The sequence below is a fragment of the Cupriavidus sp. 05T313 genome, from assembly GCF_056396665.1.
Genome location: NZ_JBFTLX010000093.1, coordinates 15,467 through 32,246 on the forward strand (window position 1 = coordinate 15,467; position 16,780 = coordinate 32,246).

Below are 16,780 nucleotides of genomic sequence, written 5' to 3' on the forward strand. Positions count from 1 at the left end.
TCGTGCCCGCTTGGGCGCGCAAGCGAGGCCCGGCGGCTGCGCAGGCCATGCCAGGAGTGGGAATCAGCGGCGCGTCCTATGCGTTGTAGCTGACCGGCCGGTCCGCGTTGATGGCGTGAATCTCGCCCGAAGGGATGAGCGCACCCGGGGCGGGGGAGCCGCCGTCATGCATAAGACGGATACGCCGGCTCTCGCCGGGGGCAAGATGAAACCAGTCTTGTGCCGGTTGAAAGACATGATCTTCGATATGCACCCAGCGCGCGAAGCGCTGTGTGCTGATTGTGAGCCACCATTCACCCGCCACGCATTCGACTACAACTTTCAGGCCAGGCGGCTTGAGCGCGCTCGCCCTGCGATCCGGCAGGTAGGCCACCTGGCTCAGCAGTGCACCATCAGCCCCTACAAGCGAGGCCACGACGACGTYGTGCGCCGGCGGACCAAACCGATAGGCGTAGGTGAAATCGAAGAACACATCCATCAGCGACGCGGCCTCGATGCGGTGCGCCTCGCGTGGGGCAAGCACGAGGTCCTGCGTGGCTTCGGCCACCACCGTCTCGCCGTCGCGGTAGCAGCGCAGCGACAAACGCACCTGATGCGGCTCCGGCGATTCGTTGAGCAGGTGCAGGTGCAAGCCGTTGAGCCCCTCGTCCGTGAACAGCAACTGCAGCGGCTGCCAGACCTGCCGCAAGGCATGCCAGGCCGATTTGGGACGCGCGCATGCGTCCACGATCCCCCAGCCCGGCCCCGGCAGGAGATCCTGCAGCTGCCAGACCAGCCCGCCCGCGCAGGTGGAACCCACGCGCCGCCATTCGCTGAAGACATCGGTCATGATCTCGGCCACCACCGCGCGTGACAGTGCCAGATAGCGCCCCGGCCGTTCGTAGCGCAGGCGGGGTGGATCGACGTCATACAGCGTACGCAGATAGAAGTCGCGCACGTCCTCGAAATCCCACGGCGCGCCGGCATCGCGCGGCACGCGTGTCTTCCAGCGCGGATCGTGCAAGGGCTGGCCAAGGTCGTGCTCGGCCAGGGTGCGCTCGCAAGGTACGTTGGCAAACGCCAGGCATTCCGCGGCGAAACGCACATTGGCGAGACGCGCATCCGCCAGGGGGCGCTGGTAGGCGCCCACGCCGTAATAATGGCTGACGCCGGTATCGGGCTGGAAGGGCCATGCGCCTTCGCAAGGTGAGTTGCGCACGTAGACGACATCCGGCCTGTGCGCGGCCACCAGGCCGGGGATCAGCGCTTCGAACAGCGGCTGGCGCCAGGCCGCGCGCGCCGCACCCATCATGGCGGCTTGCTGCTCGGTCTCGCTGCCACCGCACAACACCGCGACGCTCGGATGCGCGCGCGTGGAAACCAGCCACTCCGTCACCTCGCACGCGGCGTCGTCCATCAGCGCGGATCCCGCCATGCCGTCGCTGCCGCCATAGTCGAAATTGGCGAACATGAAGTCCTGCCACACCAGCAGGCCAAGTTCGTCGCAGAGCCGATAAAAGTTCTCGCCCGGATAGCAGGTGACGCCGCTCACACGCACCATGTTCATGCCGGCCCCTCGAGCCAGCGCCAGCCAGCGTCCGACCGTCTCCTGCGCATCCGACAGGCCGTGCAGGTCGTGGCTCGACACGCACGCGCCACGGCAGAAAAGCCGCTCGCCGTTGATGCGCAAGGCAAAGGCGCCCGGCGCAGCGCCGCGGTCGGCCTCGATGGTGCGAAAGCCGATGCGCCCGCATGCCAGCGTGCCGCCCTGCACCGTGGCAACTATGCGGTAGAGATAGGGCTCGCCGTGCGTGTGCGGCCACCACAGCCTGGCATGGGCGATGCGCAATGTGCCAGCCAGCGTGTGGGCATCCAAGCGCCGCAACAGGCCCGCGCAAAGCGGCTCACCGTCACCATCGACGGCACTGAAACTGCCATGCTCTGGCGCTTCTCCCGGAAAATGCAGCCGCAGGGACACCACGCCCTCATGCCCCTCGATCCGGCTGGAGAGATCGGCGCGCATGCCTTGCGATGCATCGTCGCCGGCCGGGTCGAGCAGTTCGACCGGGCGCCACGGCCCCACGGCATGCACCGGGGGGCACCAGCCGGCCATATGGCCGAGCAGGGTGGTGCGCACCGCGCGCAAGGTCGCTGGCGCGATCATCCGTGGCTTCCAGCGGACCGCGCCGCGCTGTGTGCGCAGCCACGGATACATCGCGCGAAAGCACAGGTGCAGTGTATTCTCGCCCGCCAGTTCGACTTCGATCTGATGGCTCACGAACATATGGCGCGTGGTAAGCACCAGCGCACCGTTCAGCCACACCTCGGCCAGCGTGGCCAGGCCGCTGAACCGCAGCACGCGGCGGCCACTGCCCGTGAAGTGCACGCGGTACCAGTGATCGCGCTGGTGCAGCGGTGGCGGCGCGGCATCATCCCATCGGCCGGCGGCACGCAAGGCGCCCGCCACGGTGCCGGGCACGGGCGCAGCCAGCCAGCCGGCGCCCTCCGGCAAGGCGGCCGGGCACCCGGCGGCGCCAGCGGAGGTTTCGAGCCACACCCACTGCCCGGACAACGGCGCGCCTTTGACCGCGACGCCGGGCAATGCCGGCAAGCCGCGCCGATCGGGGGCGAAGTCGCGCGCACTCACCCGCCAACCTCGCCGAAGTAGGCAGCCAACGCCGGCACCGTCGCCTTGTAGGACATCTCGAGCTGATCGAAGCAATCCTGGCAGGGATCGGGCTTGCGGCTGATGACGGCACGCATCAGCCGGAACTGCATCACCATGGCCTCGGAGGCAATGGTGTAGCAAGCCTCGGCGATGGTGTCCGGCAGCGGCTGGCCATGCATCACCAGCCAGCGAAGGTAGCAACCCAGCAGCTCGAAATTGGCGCCCAGCTGGCGCAACACGCTCGACGCATAGGCCTGGAATCCCGGCTCCCCACGCCCCATCATCTGGTCCAGGTGCGCGGGGAAAACCGTACGAAAGGCGCTGATGGGATTGACCCGCGGCCGCCGTCCCAAGTGGCGGCGCAGCATGTCAAGCGAGATCCGCACCAATGCGGCATCGGTCTGGGGAGCAAAGCGGCGCCGCACCACTCTCGCTTGCGGATACGGCGCGATATTCTTGTCCTTCAGTTCCGCCGGCAGCCGGAAGATGGCCTGGTACTCCTCGCCGCTGACCGTGTGGTAGCCGTCGCCATGGTAGTAACCGGCGGTCGAGGCCTCCGGCACCAGCAGGTCCACACCGATGCAGGAACGCGCATGCAGGCGCCGGTAGCCAGCGGCGGCGGCATACGGCAGGTTGAAACTGTCGACGTCAAGCAGTACCACGTTGCCGCGGCATGTCTGCGCGGCAATGTGCCCCTCCAGGTTGTCGTACACGGACAAGTCGTGCACGGTGACACCATAGAGCCGCTCGAGATCACCGAACGGGAAACTGAATAACGTGAACTGATCGCCCTCGAAATCCTGGCTCACGGTAAATGCCAGTGCGGCAATGGGCTCGAGTTCCCAGCCATGCAGAAGCTCTATCCACAGATCGACATTGCAATTTGCGTGCGACCACACCGGGTTCCCGCCGCGCAGACCGAGACCGCCGCGGCCCCCCAACTTGGGTGTTCCATGCATTACGCGCTCCAGAGCCGCTCGCGCACGCCTCGCGGCCAGCGCGCCGGATCGAGTCCATGGTGACGCAGCAGGGCAAGCCCGAGCCGCTCGATGCCAAAGCCCACGCAACCGGTATGCGCGGTGCCACCGTCGTCTGTCCGGATGCCCCACAAAGCACCGAAATGGTCCATATGGTAGTTGAAGCTCATACAGGCGGTAGGCGGCGCCCCGTCATTGACGGGAATCAGCAACTCGAACTTGAGCCGGAGCTCGCGCTGGCTGTCGGCCACGATCTTGCCGCCGCGCCCGAAGAACGGATCATTGGCCACGTCGACTTTCACCGGGAGCTCGAGCGCCTTGCCCAGTTGCAGCCCGCGCTCCATCCATAGCTGACGGAATGCCACGATGCGCTCGGCCGGCCCCAGGCACACGTATTCCCTCTGTCGGAACAACTGCATGCGCGTCGGCTCCAGCGAAGGCTCGTGCCGATAGCAATAGGACAGGACATCGACCACCTTGCCCTGCCACGGCAGCGGTCCCCGGCGCGCCATCACCGGGTAGACCGGATAGCAGGCTGCCGGTGTCAATACCACGCCGGAGAATGCCTGCTGGTCGGTCCACGCGTCGCCATCCTCCAGCCGTGCAAGCAGGCGGCGGTGGCCGCGGTCGTCGCCGCAGAAGCTATGGACGGTGCCCGCCAGCTGGGGAAAGCTCTTCATGTATTCACTGGTCTCGAAGTCAGCCTTTCCGATGGCGGGCGGAAATCGCAGGATCTCGGCGTGCTGGTCGCTGCCGAGCGCGGTGATCGCCGCGTTCAGGCCGTCGGCGATGGCTTCGAAGGTCTCGCTGCGACCGTACAAGCCCTGCACGCCGGTTGGGATCAGGAGGCCTGCGTCGAGCAGCGCCGCGAGAAACGTCGCCGGTCCGGTGCGGGCCGCCGGTGGCTCGTCGGCGCCGCTCGTGGCCAGGGTGTCGCTGATAAGGGCAATGGAATCCATCTTGTTTCTTTCAGGAACGATCTGCCAGCAGCAGGTTGGCGGTGTTGGCCAGGATACGGTCGTTATTGATCATCAGGGGCGCGGACCACAGATCACGCAGATGACGGCCGAGACTATAGGGCGTGCCATGTTTGTAGCCGGCCATGCCGCAAACCAGCATGGCCTGGTGCACCACCTGCAGCGCCATCTCCGAAACCGAAGTCTTCAAGCCGTTCATCTCAGCCGCGAGCGAGAACGAAGCCGATACCGACGCGGCAACGTGACGCTGGCGCTGACGCGCAAGGGCTAGCCCGAGCCGCCCTTCGATCATCTGCAACTGGCCCACCGCCTCCGCGACATGGGACGCCGAGGGCGGCAGCGAACCCGGTCGCGCCCTTGCCTGCCCCCGGAAGAGATTTTTTGCGCGTTGGACCGCGTCGCCTGCGATGCCAAGCCAAAGTGCGCTCCAGAGGATATGCGAGACCGGCGTCATGGTGACGTCGGCGATCTCGCCAAACGCAACGGGCAATACCTGGGCAACCTGCCCGGCCGCTTCAAGCCGGAAGCCGTTGCTGCAGGTGCCGCGCATACCCAGCGTATCCCAGGTATTAAGGCACTGAAGCGTGTAGTCGCCGTGCAGCACGCACACCAGCACCTGGTCCGACGGCGAAGCATCGGCGTGCCGCCGCGCGGTCACGAGGATGCCATCCGCGTACGCACCGTATGAGATGGTGGGCGCGATCTTCAACAGGTGGAATTGGTCGCCGTCGGCGTCGACCGCGCAGCCGCTGTTTCGCAATGCGCCGCCGATGGCTTCCTCCGAGGTGGCGGAGGCCAGCAGAAGCTGCTCGGCCGCGATGCGGGCAAGCAGGCTTTCATGCCACGGACTACCCGCGCCGTGCCCGGCCACGCATGCCACCTGGATCTGGTGCATGGCGTAGATCATGCCGGTGGACGAGCAGGCGGCGCCGAGGATCTGGCAGATGGCCGCGATGGTATCGAGCGATGCTCCCGCACCGTCGTATGCGGTTGGCACCATGGCGCCAAGCAGTCGCTGATCACGCATGGCGGCAAGGGCCTCGTGGGGAAACCTTGCCTCGCGATCTACCTGGTCCCCGTGCTCCGCCGCCACCTCGGCCACGACATGAGCGGCAGCAATCAGCGCCTCGCCGGACGCCGGATCCATGCCAGGCTGCGCCAGCTCCACCCTGGCCAGCGGCGGGCTCACGCTGCCTCCTGCTGCTTGATCTGCTGCACCGCGGTGGCTAGGGAATCAATGCTACGGAACAATTGCCGCGTCAGCATTCGGTCCGGAATCTCGATATCGAAAGCGTTCTCGATGGCAAGCATCACATGCACGGTCGCCAGGGACGACAGGCCTACCTCGTAGAGATCTGTGCCATCGTCCAGCCGGTCTGCCGGAACCGTGAGTCTCGCTACCTCGCCAAGGATGTGACGGATCGTTGCTTTCATGCTGATCTCCAGCGATTGAGACGGGAGCCATTGAACATGGAATCGCCTTGGCGGGGCGTGCGTTCCCCCACCAATAGCGCGGCGAGCGGGGGGATCGCACGAACTCAGAACGCGCTTTTGCCGGTCCATCCGTGCACTGCGGTTCGCAGGATGATGGAGATGTCCAGCTGGAACGACCAGTTGCGGATGTAGTAGATGTCGAACTCGACGCGCTTGCGCATCTTCTCGACGGTGTCGGTCTGGCCGCGCAGGCCATTGATCTGCGCCCAGCCGGTGATGCCAGGCTTGACGCGGTGCCGGAGCATGTAGCGGTCGATCAGCTCCTTGTAGAACTCATTGTGTTCCATCGCATGGGGACGCGGACCGACCACCGACATCTCGCCCCGCAGCACGTTGAGGAATTGCGGCAACTCGTCCAGGCTTGTGCGGCGCAGGAAGGCACCGATGCGCGTCACGCGCACGTCGTCGCGCGTGGCCTGTGTCACACCGGCCTCCTGGTGCACCACCATGGTACGGAATTTGTAGACATTGAACGGAGAGCCGTCCATACCGAGCCTTCTCTGGCGGAACAGCACAGGGCCCGGAGAAGACAACTTGACCAGGAGTGCGATGGTCAGCAGCACCGGCGACAGGCCAAGCACCACGCACAGCGCGAAGACCCGGTCGAAGCTCGCCTTCAACAGCCCGGTGATACCGGACACAGGCGGACTGTTCAGGTCGATCACCGGCATGCCGAGGAAGTCGCTGAATCGGTGGCCGAGCAGTTCCACCGACATGATATCGGGCACCCAGCGCACGTCGACCATGTCATTGCGGAACTGGAACACCACGTCATAGAGGTCGCGGCAGGCCGCCATCGGCAACGTCAGCCAGATTTCGCGCACGCCATTGCTGCGCACAAAGGCACAGACATGCTCCAGCGACTCGAGCCGCGCTACGCCCACCGGGATCGGCTTCTCGCGCTCATCGTAGATGCCGACCACATCGTAGCCCGCGCCGCGGATGCGCTGCACGCGCTGGTACAACTCATTCCCAAGGGTCCCATAGCCGAGGATAACCACGCGCTTGGCATTGAGGCCTTGTTCACGCACGCTGCCCAGCATGCTGTACAGCACCAGGCGCGACGCCACCAGCGCGGCGGCGACGCCGAGCAGCCAGGTCATGGACCACAGCCGGGAGAGCGCGGCAACCTGGTGCATCAGGAAGACTGTGACCAGGCCCAGGAGACAGACCGCGCACCATGCTGCCACCGTGCGCAGCGCCAGCGCAGCCAGGCTGCGGCCGCGCCAGGAACTGTAAAGGCCGCAGGCGGGAAACACCAGCAATGCGCCCACCGCGCACAAGGCGATGAGGAAGCCGTGCACCGGTGAGGCACCGCGGATGCCGTAGGGGAAGAGCAAGGCACCGACCGCCACGCCGCAGGCAGCGATGATGACTGCATCGGCGATGCGGTACAGGATTTGCAGGGCGGCTTGCCGCTCGGCTACAAAGGCTCGGACTGTCGACATGATTGGCCTCCACCTGGCATACCCAAGCAGTGATGGAGACCATGATTGCGCCGCAAGGGCGCCACGTCTGTTTGCTTACGCACACAGACGCCGGCCCCGGCCAGCGTCAGCGCATCAGCGGCACCGGTGCGAGGTGCGTCAACACCTGCTCGTGCCCGCTCTGCAATGCCCAGGAGCTCCATTGTCCGCGCTGGAAGGGCTTGTCACGCCCGGCCAGCCGCGTCGCGAGCACCTCCAGCCAGTGATGCGTAGGCGCGGCGACGCCCGTGACGGGTACTGCCAGCAGCAGCAAAAGCACCAGGCTTGCCGCCACGACCGGGGCCGAGCGTACCGGCCGTGCCGAGCTCAGGATAAAGGGCAGGCTCACGCCAAAGCCAAGGATGAGTCCGCTCAGGACTTCGGAGCTGGAGTGCGCGTCCAGTTCCAGTCGCGAAAAGCCGACCAGCAACGCGAGCAGCATGCCCATGCAGCCGGCGCCAAGCGCAAGGCGTTGCCACGCGTTCGGGACCAGCAGATAGAGCAGTGCCGGCAGTACCGATGCGGCCATCATGCTATGCCCCGAGAAACCAGTGAAATCGAGCGCGGCGCTGCCGATGCCCCAGCCCATGAACGCCAGCTTGGAGACCAGCACCATCGCGGCTGCCACGCCGAAGCTCAGGAACCACCGCCACGCGCTGGCGATAGCGCGGGTGTGGAAGAGCCAGGCGGTGATCAGTATCGCGCCCGGCAGCAGCAGGGAGGTCTCGCCGAAGCGAGTGATGAATTGCCAGTTAAGCATGATTGCGCCGAGGATCGAGTACGCGAGAAAAGTAACACAGTTGAGCCATTTTCCAGTCCCCGCCATCGGCCGGCGGCAGCATCTCCACCCAGCCAAAAGCATGACAAGTCGCAGATGAATAGGCCACGGTCCGCCACTTGCGCTACGCGGCTGTTACCGTGGCCATCAAGATCCGGCGCAGCACGCGCTGCAACCGAAATGCGCGTGTGCGCATCCGGATTGGCATACGCACCGGATCGCTCCGGTCCCCCGAACACGCGCTTTTCGCCCCCCTTTGCCTTGTCGCCTTGCGACGTCACGATGCTCGCCGATCGTAGCGCCTTGCCTGGCTGGTTAGCGCCGCCGCTAGCCCGTGGCCACGTCATTGCGGCCATCGCATGCCTGCTCGCTCGCTACCACCACGCAATACTCATGGCGGGCAATCAGTCCAGCCCTGACGGTTGCCACCTGCCGGCGCGCTTCCTGCTCGCCGGCGAAGGTCGCCGCGGCGATGGCTGCCGCCTCGCAGCTATAGCGCCGGCCATGCAGTTCGCCGCGATAGAGCAGTGGCCCATCGCGTCCGGTCGTCAATCTGATTTCGTAGCAGCATGCCCACTTGCCCCGGCCTTCGGGCACGGCGAAGCCGCGCACAACCAGGATGTCCACTCCCGCGTCCATATGACCCCCTCTGCAACGCGCGGCGGCCGTATTGAATTTGATATTCCCGGCTTCGCTACCCGCGCGCCTTCAGCATAGTTGCCAACGCTGCCGCCCGCCCTCATCCCCTTGCCGTAGATCCACCTGAACCAATGGGGGAAGGAGCCGGCGCGGGTGTCATGGAGAAGGCTCTGCGGGGAAAACACTGGCCGCCGGCGCGGACCAGCTCCACCGCCGCGCGCGCCTGCTCGGGCGTGGCCGGCACGGTCAGGCACCCGCTCGCGCCAAGGCGGGCGGCATAGCTTGCCACCCCGGAGCCAGGCGCCTCGCACAGGATCAGCCAGCGCCTTGGCGCCAGGCGCGCGCAGAGGGTGTCGACAAGAACCTGCGGGTCGGCGTCCGTGCCGCTGCAATCCAGCAGCGCGAAATCCACTGGAGCCGAAGGCATTTCCGCCGCTGGCGCATCCAGTAGCCATTCGGGAGTCTGTGTCAATACCGGCGTGAGTGATGAGATTTCGCGAAGGTGGCGCAGCAGTCCGCGGCGCAGCATCATATTGTGGGCGAGCAGGAGCGTTGTCATCGACTCGGGTGGACGCGGGTGGACATCCGGCCGGCAAGCACAGGGATCGCCTATCGCATGCGGCACTTGTCAAAAGCGTAGCAACTACAACAAAGCGCCGCCTCGTGCGTTTGGATGAGGCGGCTCATGCCAACGATTGAAGCGCTTGCGGGTTGCCATGCCCCCGCCGGCCAGGCGGGGAGCAGGCGCCGCGCTGCTCAGGCGGCCGCCTGGCAAACAGCGGCGAAATCAACCAGTTGGGCGGCGCCGCGAATCGGCGCGGCGGCAGCCGGGCCCGGCCAGCTCAGTTTCGCGCCGCGCTGCAACGCCACGTAGACCGCCTCGCCCTTGTTGCGTACGTGCAGGCGTTGATACAGGGTGCACGCATGGGTCTTGGCCGTGGCCACGGAAATGTTCAGCAAGCGGCTGACTGTCTTGATCGGATAGCCGCGTGCCAGCAGTGCCAGCACCTCGTACTGGCGTTCTGTAATGTTGAGCAGATGCGAGCCCACTGATGGCGTTTCAGGCTCCGGTGCCACATCGGATGCGCGGCGCGACGGATGTTGGGCTGCGGTTGCGGCCTCGCTATCCGCCTGGCCGGGCCCGGCCCGCACATGCAGCGCCGTTGGGGCGTGGCGCGCATTGTCGGTCGGCCACGCCGAGACGCCATCGGTGCCATGCGCCGCCTGCGCGCGCGCGGGGAAACACTCGCCATCGGCCAGAACAAGGCGGATCGCCGCGTCGAGCATCTCGGCGCTGCAGCCCTTGGACAACACGCCCCGCACATTGTCTGGCATCCGAGCGCTGATCGAGTGGGATGGGATCTGGTCCGACAACACCAGTATCCGCCTGGGCATCAAGGTCTGGCAGATGTCTCCCAACGACTGCCAGCCTGCATCCTGGTCCGGCGGCAAACCATAGACCAACAAATCGGCATGGCAGAGCCATTCGGCAGGATGGGGCAAGGAAGTCGGATCGATGTCGACCAGATCGCCGTGGAGTCCAGCTTGAGTTAACAGATGGCGCAGACCCAGGCGCAGCAGAGGATGTGGCTCGATCAAGAGGATTGTGGCCATGGCCGCTCTCTTTTATTGTTTCGGCATGGCGAGCCCCGCGACAACCCGCACATGCTAACGGAACTGACCGCTATGTTGCGGTTGCAGTCCCATACGATCCGTCCCGTCTCCAGGCCATGGCAGCGCACCCGTCCAGGTTCCGCTGCCCGACTGACCATCCCGTGGAGTCGTTTCGAATCGCCCCGTTTGCGTTTTTTACGCTTTAGATGTTTCTTAAGTCAGAGTTAAAGAACTCTGACTCTGGGTATCAGGATATGCACAGGTGGGGGTGAATGCAAGAGAGGGTTACACCCGTCAAAGGGTGTCGCGCGATGCCAACCGCGCCATGTACGCTACCGAACCGCGCGACGTCGAAACCTGTGGCAGGCGCGATTCGGGGATGGCCGCACGGATTCGGCGCTATAATTATCGGCATTAAATTTCACTATGCATTTCTACCCGGATGCATTTAGCGATCGCTTAAGTGCCTTATGAATCAATATCTTAGCTGCCCGTTTGGGCGTTGTCATGCAGCCCGGTAAGGCCCCCAATCTGAGTCTCACCCGTAGCGAATTTGCGGCCGTCCGCGCCTACGTGCAGGGTATGCCGGCCGCGATGGTTGCCGGGCGCTACCTGTCCGACGACGGCGATGACGACGCCGGTGGCGAGTCCGCACTGCGCTTGCTGCTCGGCCTGCGTGACCGCATGGTACAACTGGCGCACCTGCATAACAGGCAGGATCTGGCCGAGTTGCTCGAGCTCGGCCCCGGCCGCTCCAACCGGGGCATGGACCGGCGCGTGGAAGCCCTGGCCGAACTGGAGCGGCTCGGCACCGCACGGCCGCGTGCGGATCATGGCATCGAGCTATGGTTTGCTCCCGCCCTGGCGCGACGTTTACGCGCCCAAAAGATATCCAATCTGCACATTTTGGTCGAACTCGCCAATCGCCACGGCAGTGCGTGGTGGCGCTCGGTTCCGCGTATCGGGGCGCTCGCCGGGACGGTCATCAACCGCTGGCTGGCCGATCATCGCGATGTCGTCAGGGACGAGCGAGGCGAGCCACTGTTGCGCGAGCATTTTGGCGCCCAGGGCCGCTTGACGGAGGCCGCGCTGGGGCCCCGCCTGCGCCAGCTTGTGCCGTTCGAACTCATGCGCGAGGAGGGGTCCGCGACAGCGCAGATAACCCAACATAATAGTGATGTAACAGGCTCTTTTAGTAGCGATCTTGCGGCCGTCCACGGGTGGCTTGCAGCCAATCGCGCGCAACGGAGTACCTGGTTGGCCTATCGCAAGGAAGCCGAGAGGCTGCTGCTCTGGTCCGCAATGGACCGGCGTAAGCCGCTGGCCGCGTTGGACGGCCAGGATCGTTTGGAGTACTTTGGGTTCCTGCGCAATCCCGGCCCCGTCCGGCTATGGGTCGGACCGCGCGCTCCCAGGGAATCGGCAGCCTGGCGTCCGTTCACCGGTCCGCTGTCGGAAAGCAGCGTGCTTCACGCGTCGCGCATCCTTGGTGCGCTATTTGAGTGGCTGCAGATTCAGGGGTATCTTGCGGACCATGTCTGGCAGCCCGAGACACGGGCCAACGCGCAACGTGCCGCGGTGCCTGCCGGCGTGGGCAGCCCGCTCTCGCTCGATTCCCTTTCCCGGTTTCTGGAGTGGCTGGCTGCTCGGGGGCGGGACGCCGAGGGGCTGCGGTACCGTGCAGCCGAGGCCGCGGTTCGCTTGCTCCAGGAGCAACATATTGGTTTTGCCGACCTGACGACATTCACGCGCGACAAGCTCGGCATGGCCGGCGAACCCGGCTGTGGAGATGAAGCACTCAGCGCTCCGGCACGCATCGCGCTGGAGCGTCACTGGCAAGACCGCGGACTGGACTGGCACGGTCAGGCTGGCCAACCGATCGTGCTGATCGGACCTCCCCGGCTGCCACCCACCGGGCGAGCCAGGCGCAAAGCCGACGTGTCGCCAGGTGCCGGTTACTCGGTGCGGGGCCTGCACGCGCTGTTGAGCCAGGCGATCGAACGCTATCGCGAAGAGGAAGATGCGGGATTCGCGGCGCGCTCTCCGCGTGATCTTGCGGGGCGGCGAACCCGCATGGCACGGGCCGGCGCGCGCGGGCCCGATGCAGGGGCCGCGGCCGGTATCATCGCGTCGGGGACACCGGCCATCGGATGACGCCTCGTGGACGAACGTGCCGCGGCGACCGTCCCCTATGCTGCCGCCCAGCCATCAGCCCGCAGGCTTGTCCAGGCCGAAGCGTGCCTTGAGTGCCTCAACCAGGGCTTCGCGGGCGCCGCGATCGCCCACCTGGACGTCCAGCATCACGCGGCCGGAATCCCACTCCTTGATCGTTCCCAGCAATAGGCCACCATCGCTCCGGATCTTATATTGGCGACTGATTTCCTTGATCTTGCGCGCTTTTCCTTCCTGTGCATGCTTGCGAATGGCCTCGACCTCGCGGCTGGACAAGCCTTCCGCCATGATCCGGGCAGCGAGGTCGCGGGTACGGTCCTCTCCCACGATCTTGCAATATAGAGTCAGTTCGTAACCGGTCGCAATGCCGATTGCACTGGGCCGCTCGCGCATGACACCCAACACAGAATCCGGGAGCCTTAACAGCGCCAGGGTCTTGTTGACGGTCCCGGCGGACATGCCAGTCAGCTCGCAGATATCTTCCTCCTTCTGGACCTTGCCTTCGTCGAGGAGTTGCCGCCAAGCGATTGCATTGTCCAGCGCCGACTGGTCGGAACGCTGTTCATTGAGCAGGAAGGACAAGCGATAGAAATCGAGATCGCTCAGGTTGCTCTCGACGAAACAWTCCATCTCGAGCTTTCCCGCCGATGCCAGCGCGCGCTTGCGGTAATGGCCATCGATCAGGATGTAGTGCCCTGGACGCGCCGGATCCGGYGTAGCCAGGCCCGGCGTCTTCTGACCATGCGTGGCTATGGAAGCGGCCCGCTCCTGGACCACCACCGGATCATAGATGCGGCGCGCATTGAACGGATTGTCGTGCAGTTGCGCCAGAGGAACCTTCATCAGGATCCGCCCGTCCCCCTCGTCCTCCATCTCACTTTCAGCGCTGAAAATGGGATTCGGCTCGCGGCTGCGCGCTTGCAACAGACCATTGGGATGCTGCGAAATTGCCGCTTCGGCACGGGCAAAGCGGTCGAGCGCGTCGCCCCGCGTCTTTTCGGCCGCCATTCCGGCCAGCATGCCTGCCTTGAGGCTTTTCAATTTTGTTGCCATACCTATTGCTCAATCAAAGACAAGACTTCGTCGACCATCATGTCGACTTCCTGCACGGACTCGCGCGCGCCCGCCACACCATGCACCGTGCACCCGATCGCCTGGCATTCGCGGAAAGCCGAACGTGAGCCGATCATGGAATGCATCAGGGGCACCTCCGAATCGTCGCCCAATATTTCAATCGCCTGGCGTGCAATGGAAACGCGCCGCTGGACCATGTTTGCCATCACGCGGATGCGGAGCGTCTCGTTCTGGACCTGCGCATGCTGGGCCAGCGTCTTGGCCGCCACGGCAGCCCAGAGATCGGGAGGAGACGGAACGACGGGAATGATCGCCAGATCGGAGATCAACAGGGCGCTTGAGGGAGCCGCCGAATGCACGGCTGGGGGGCAGTCCACCACGATGTAATCGTAGTCCTGCACAAACTTCCTGACCTCGCGATGCATGGCACCCCCAGACGGGGCCAGGCCGATTACCGACGCTGGAAAGGGTCGCTCGTCGCTCGCCTGCGCGGCCCAACGCGTCGCGGTGCCCTGCTCGTCCATGTCTACCAGCATCGAGCGTGCGCCGCGCAAACCGAGCGTACCCGCGAGATGCATGCTGACCGTGGTCTTTCCGCACCCGCCCTTCTGGTTAAAGACCGTGATGATTTTTGCTGGCACTAAGACCTCTCTTTCAGCGCTGAAAGCGCGATTAACTCTAGCCGCAACTTTAGTCAAAGTGACGTGCTGGCTCAACTGTTTTTTGAATTTATATTTAAAATATAAAATTAGTGGAAACATTTCGCTTTATGGAAATGAAAGATTTCCACTTGAAATGCGGCATGAAATACGCCTAAAGTATCGATAGTGCGTCTTTCGGCGCACATGACACAACTAGACAAACTGGTTATGATGCCCGCTACAGTCGAGTCAAGTCGTGTCACCTCGTCGGCGTCCGTTCGGTAACTACGAGAACTTAGCGTGCTTGAACGGTTGTTAGCGTTGTTAGCGTTGTGTACAAGAACTTGCTTCGAAAGGAAATTCACATGGCAACCGGTACGGTCAAATGGTTCAATGAGACCAAGGGCTTTGGCTTCATTACCCCGGACGACGGCGGTGCGGATCTGTTCGCGCACTTCTCCGAAATCCAGGGTTCGGGCTTCAAGACGCTCAAGGATGGTCAGCGCGTCACGTTTGAAGTAAAGCAGGGCCCGAAGGGCTTGCAGGCATCCGCCATCAAGCCGGCCTGATCTCACGAATCACGCCGAAATCGCCGATCACGCGAGGCTCCCGGGCCATGCGTGGTCAGCAAAGCAAAAGGCAAGCGTTTTCGCTTGCCTTTTGTGTTCGCACCACGTGTGGCCAGGATCAGGCCAGCTTGCGAACGCTCGTCCGGGAAGGCTGCAGGATCAGCGCCTTGGAGGAATCGGCGTCCACCTTGGCGCCTGGATAGACGACCAGCACATCCTTAAGCGCCTTGCGGAACAGTGCGCGGAATTTGCGCTCGCTCTCGGTTTCCGTGCCGAATTGCATCTGCAAGGCTTCCCAGGGGATCTCAGTGCGGCGCTGGATCGTGAAAAAGCGGTAGGTTAGCCAGGAGTAAACATCGAGCGCGAACGGGGATTGCTTGAGTGCTTTCAACGCAYGCATATCCACCGGAACTGGCCGATTAACCAGTTCATTGAAAAACGGCTCCGACAAGACCACGAAACTCTCGAACATGGACCCCTGGCCAGGCTGCATGGGATCCCACCACGTCGACAGCTGGTCTGCCAGCAGGTAGCCAACACGGTCAATCGAAAGGGGTTCGTGGCTCTGGTTTTGGTTCTGGCTGGGCGTTGACTTGTTCTGGACGATCGCAATTGTGGCGGAGAACAGACGGATCATCTGTTGCCGCACCAGGGTCATGGTGCCGCGTTTACCTCCTGTGGCCATCGGAATGCCCAGGTTATACATGAACTCGGACAAGGAGTTGCCAAGCGAGATGCGACGGTCCTCTACGGTTCCCGTAAACTCGCCTCGCTTTTTCTTGGCCATGATTTCCTTGCCGATCCAGGCAAGCATAAGGCGCGGATAGGAGCCGTAGGGATACCCGAGCGACACCGTCTCGGATACCAGTTTCTGGCGACCATTGCTCGCTTTTTCTGAACGCTGCTGAGTGAAATAGCCAGGCTGGATCATCAGCGAAATATTCCCGCTGGTCCGCGTCCACACAGGGGGAGCACCCTTTGGCGCCCGATAAGGCAAGGTGACTTGCACACTGGCCCGGCTCAGAAAGCCGACTTCGCCGCTTTGCCAGGCGTCTTCACGCTCCATGGCCTGGGCTTCGTCAAAGAGCCGCTGGAATTTTTCGGACGGAACCAGACTGTTCTCGTCGCCGGGAACGATGATGCGGGAGGGCTCACTGTCCACATCGGCGGGACCGCGAGACCCAAGGATGGTCTGGTTGCGTTTGATCGGCATATTGGCGTGCTTCGGAATACCCGACTTTTTACGCGAAGCCAACAGCCTTGTCACGCAGAAACGGGTTCAGTAGACGAATTTCCTGCAATGCCGCGTGTTTTGGGGTGGGGGGGTCTCCAGACTGGTCGCATGGTTGCCGGCGGTGGGCAACCCCGGAGGGTTGTCCACGGACGGCAACCCATCAGCTACCGGTAAACGATAAGAGTATGGGTTAACTACTTGTAAACCGTATACGGAGCCCCCAAGGCTCTGATTCTTAAGCGGAAATATGGCCTCGCCGAACCCGATTCTGCGTGAAACCGTACTCGATTCTGCGAAGTGCTGTACCTGATTCTGCGGTATACCGAACCCGTTTCAGCGCAAAGCCCGAACCGGTTTCTGCGGGGATAAGTCGCTGTTCCCACAGGCTTTTCCACAGCCACCCGAGCCAAAAGCGTACCCGTTTCTGCGCATCAAGGGCGCTTTTCGTCACGTATGCCGTTGGGATCCGGTTTGCGGACTAGTTATCCCCGCAGAAAC

General features: G+C 63.7%; 15 protein-coding genes. 2 read left to right on the plus strand and 13 right to left on the minus strand.

Going from position 1 to position 16,780, the window contains the following annotated elements; translation table 11 throughout:
• Nucleotides 1-76 precede the first annotated feature (76 nt).
• From AC1DKD_RS20310 to AC1DKD_RS20355, 10 genes are all read right to left on the minus strand, one after another.
• Nucleotides 77-2,626, minus strand: a complete 2,550-nt coding sequence (locus AC1DKD_RS20310; RefSeq protein WP_477143633.1) for a glycoside hydrolase family 2 protein — start codon at nucleotides 2,624-2,626, stop codon at nucleotides 77-79.
• The gene (locus tag AC1DKD_RS20315) at nucleotides 2,623-3,606 is read right to left on the minus strand and encodes a DUF1839 family protein (protein ID WP_276288172.1); all 984 of its coding nucleotides are present in this window, start codon (nucleotides 3,604-3,606) and stop codon (nucleotides 2,623-2,625) included. Before AC1DKD_RS20315 ends, AC1DKD_RS20310 begins: the two co-directional genes overlap by 4 nt.
• Nucleotides 3,606-4,583, minus strand: coding sequence for an amino acid--[acyl-carrier-protein] ligase (locus AC1DKD_RS20320; protein WP_441626165.1), 978 nt, complete (start codon nucleotides 4,581-4,583; stop codon nucleotides 3,606-3,608). Before AC1DKD_RS20320 ends, AC1DKD_RS20315 begins: the two co-directional genes overlap by 1 nt.
• 10 nt (nucleotides 4,584-4,593) lie before the next feature.
• Nucleotides 4,594-5,748 (minus strand): acyl-CoA dehydrogenase family protein, encoded by a 1,155-nt coding sequence (locus AC1DKD_RS20325; RefSeq protein ID WP_441626254.1) that lies wholly within the window; start codon nucleotides 5,746-5,748, stop codon nucleotides 4,594-4,596.
• A 38-nt stretch (nucleotides 5,749-5,786) separates the two neighbouring features.
• The gene (locus AC1DKD_RS20330; protein ID WP_441626167.1) at nucleotides 5,787-6,035 is read right to left on the minus strand and encodes an acyl carrier protein; all 249 of its coding nucleotides are present in this window, start codon (nucleotides 6,033-6,035) and stop codon (nucleotides 5,787-5,789) included.
• A 104-nt stretch (nucleotides 6,036-6,139) separates the two neighbouring features.
• Nucleotides 6,140-7,543 carry an undecaprenyl-phosphate glucose phosphotransferase gene (locus tag AC1DKD_RS20335; RefSeq protein WP_441626169.1) on the minus strand — a complete coding sequence of 468 codons (1,404 nt, stop codon included), beginning with the start codon at nucleotides 7,541-7,543 and terminating at the stop codon, nucleotides 6,140-6,142.
• Nucleotides 7,544-7,649: 106 nt separating this feature from the next.
• The gene (locus AC1DKD_RS20340) at nucleotides 7,650-8,321 is read right to left on the minus strand and encodes a phosphatase PAP2 family protein (protein WP_441626171.1); all 672 of its coding nucleotides are present in this window, start codon (nucleotides 8,319-8,321) and stop codon (nucleotides 7,650-7,652) included.
• Between the two features lie 345 nt (nucleotides 8,322-8,666).
• Nucleotides 8,667-8,978 (minus strand): hypothetical protein, encoded by a 312-nt coding sequence (locus AC1DKD_RS20345; protein WP_441626173.1) that lies wholly within the window; start codon nucleotides 8,976-8,978, stop codon nucleotides 8,667-8,669.
• Nucleotides 8,979-9,078: 100 nt separating this feature from the next.
• On the minus strand, nucleotides 9,079-9,537 hold the full coding sequence (locus AC1DKD_RS20350) for a DNA-binding response regulator (protein WP_441626175.1): 459 nt from the start codon (nucleotides 9,535-9,537) through the stop codon (nucleotides 9,079-9,081).
• Between the two features lie 197 nt (nucleotides 9,538-9,734).
• Complete coding sequence (locus tag AC1DKD_RS20355) at nucleotides 9,735-10,592, minus strand: response regulator transcription factor (protein WP_441626177.1); 858 nt, start codon at nucleotides 10,590-10,592, stop codon at nucleotides 9,735-9,737.
• A gap of 507 nt (nucleotides 10,593-11,099) precedes the next feature.
• Here AC1DKD_RS20355 and AC1DKD_RS20360 point away from each other — a divergent pair.
• Nucleotides 11,100-12,746 carry a phage integrase family protein gene (locus AC1DKD_RS20360; RefSeq protein ID WP_441626179.1) on the plus strand — a complete coding sequence of 549 codons (1,647 nt, stop codon included), beginning with the start codon at nucleotides 11,100-11,102 and terminating at the stop codon, nucleotides 12,744-12,746.
• Between the two features lie 54 nt (nucleotides 12,747-12,800).
• Here the strand turns inward: AC1DKD_RS20360 and AC1DKD_RS20365 are convergent, their stop codons facing one another.
• A complete protein-coding gene (locus AC1DKD_RS20365) occupies nucleotides 12,801-13,817 on the minus strand; it encodes a ParB/RepB/Spo0J family partition protein (protein ID WP_477143634.1) in 1,017 nt (338 codons plus the stop codon).
• A gap of 2 nt (nucleotides 13,818-13,819) precedes the next feature.
• Nucleotides 13,820-14,479 carry an AAA family ATPase gene (locus AC1DKD_RS20370; protein WP_035875292.1) on the minus strand — a complete coding sequence of 220 codons (660 nt, stop codon included), beginning with the start codon at nucleotides 14,477-14,479 and terminating at the stop codon, nucleotides 13,820-13,822.
• A gap of 365 nt (nucleotides 14,480-14,844) precedes the next feature.
• Here AC1DKD_RS20370 and AC1DKD_RS20375 point away from each other — a divergent pair, with 365 nt between their 5' ends.
• Nucleotides 14,845-15,048, plus strand: a complete 204-nt coding sequence (locus AC1DKD_RS20375) for a cold-shock protein (protein ID WP_006159056.1) — start codon at nucleotides 14,845-14,847, stop codon at nucleotides 15,046-15,048.
• 118 nt (nucleotides 15,049-15,166) lie between these two features.
• Here AC1DKD_RS20375 and AC1DKD_RS20380 read toward each other — a convergent pair whose 3' ends face one another.
• The gene (locus tag AC1DKD_RS20380; RefSeq protein ID WP_477143635.1) at nucleotides 15,167-16,261 is read right to left on the minus strand and encodes a replication protein RepA; all 1,095 of its coding nucleotides are present in this window, start codon (nucleotides 16,259-16,261) and stop codon (nucleotides 15,167-15,169) included.
• Nucleotides 16,262-16,780 lie beyond the last annotated feature (519 nt).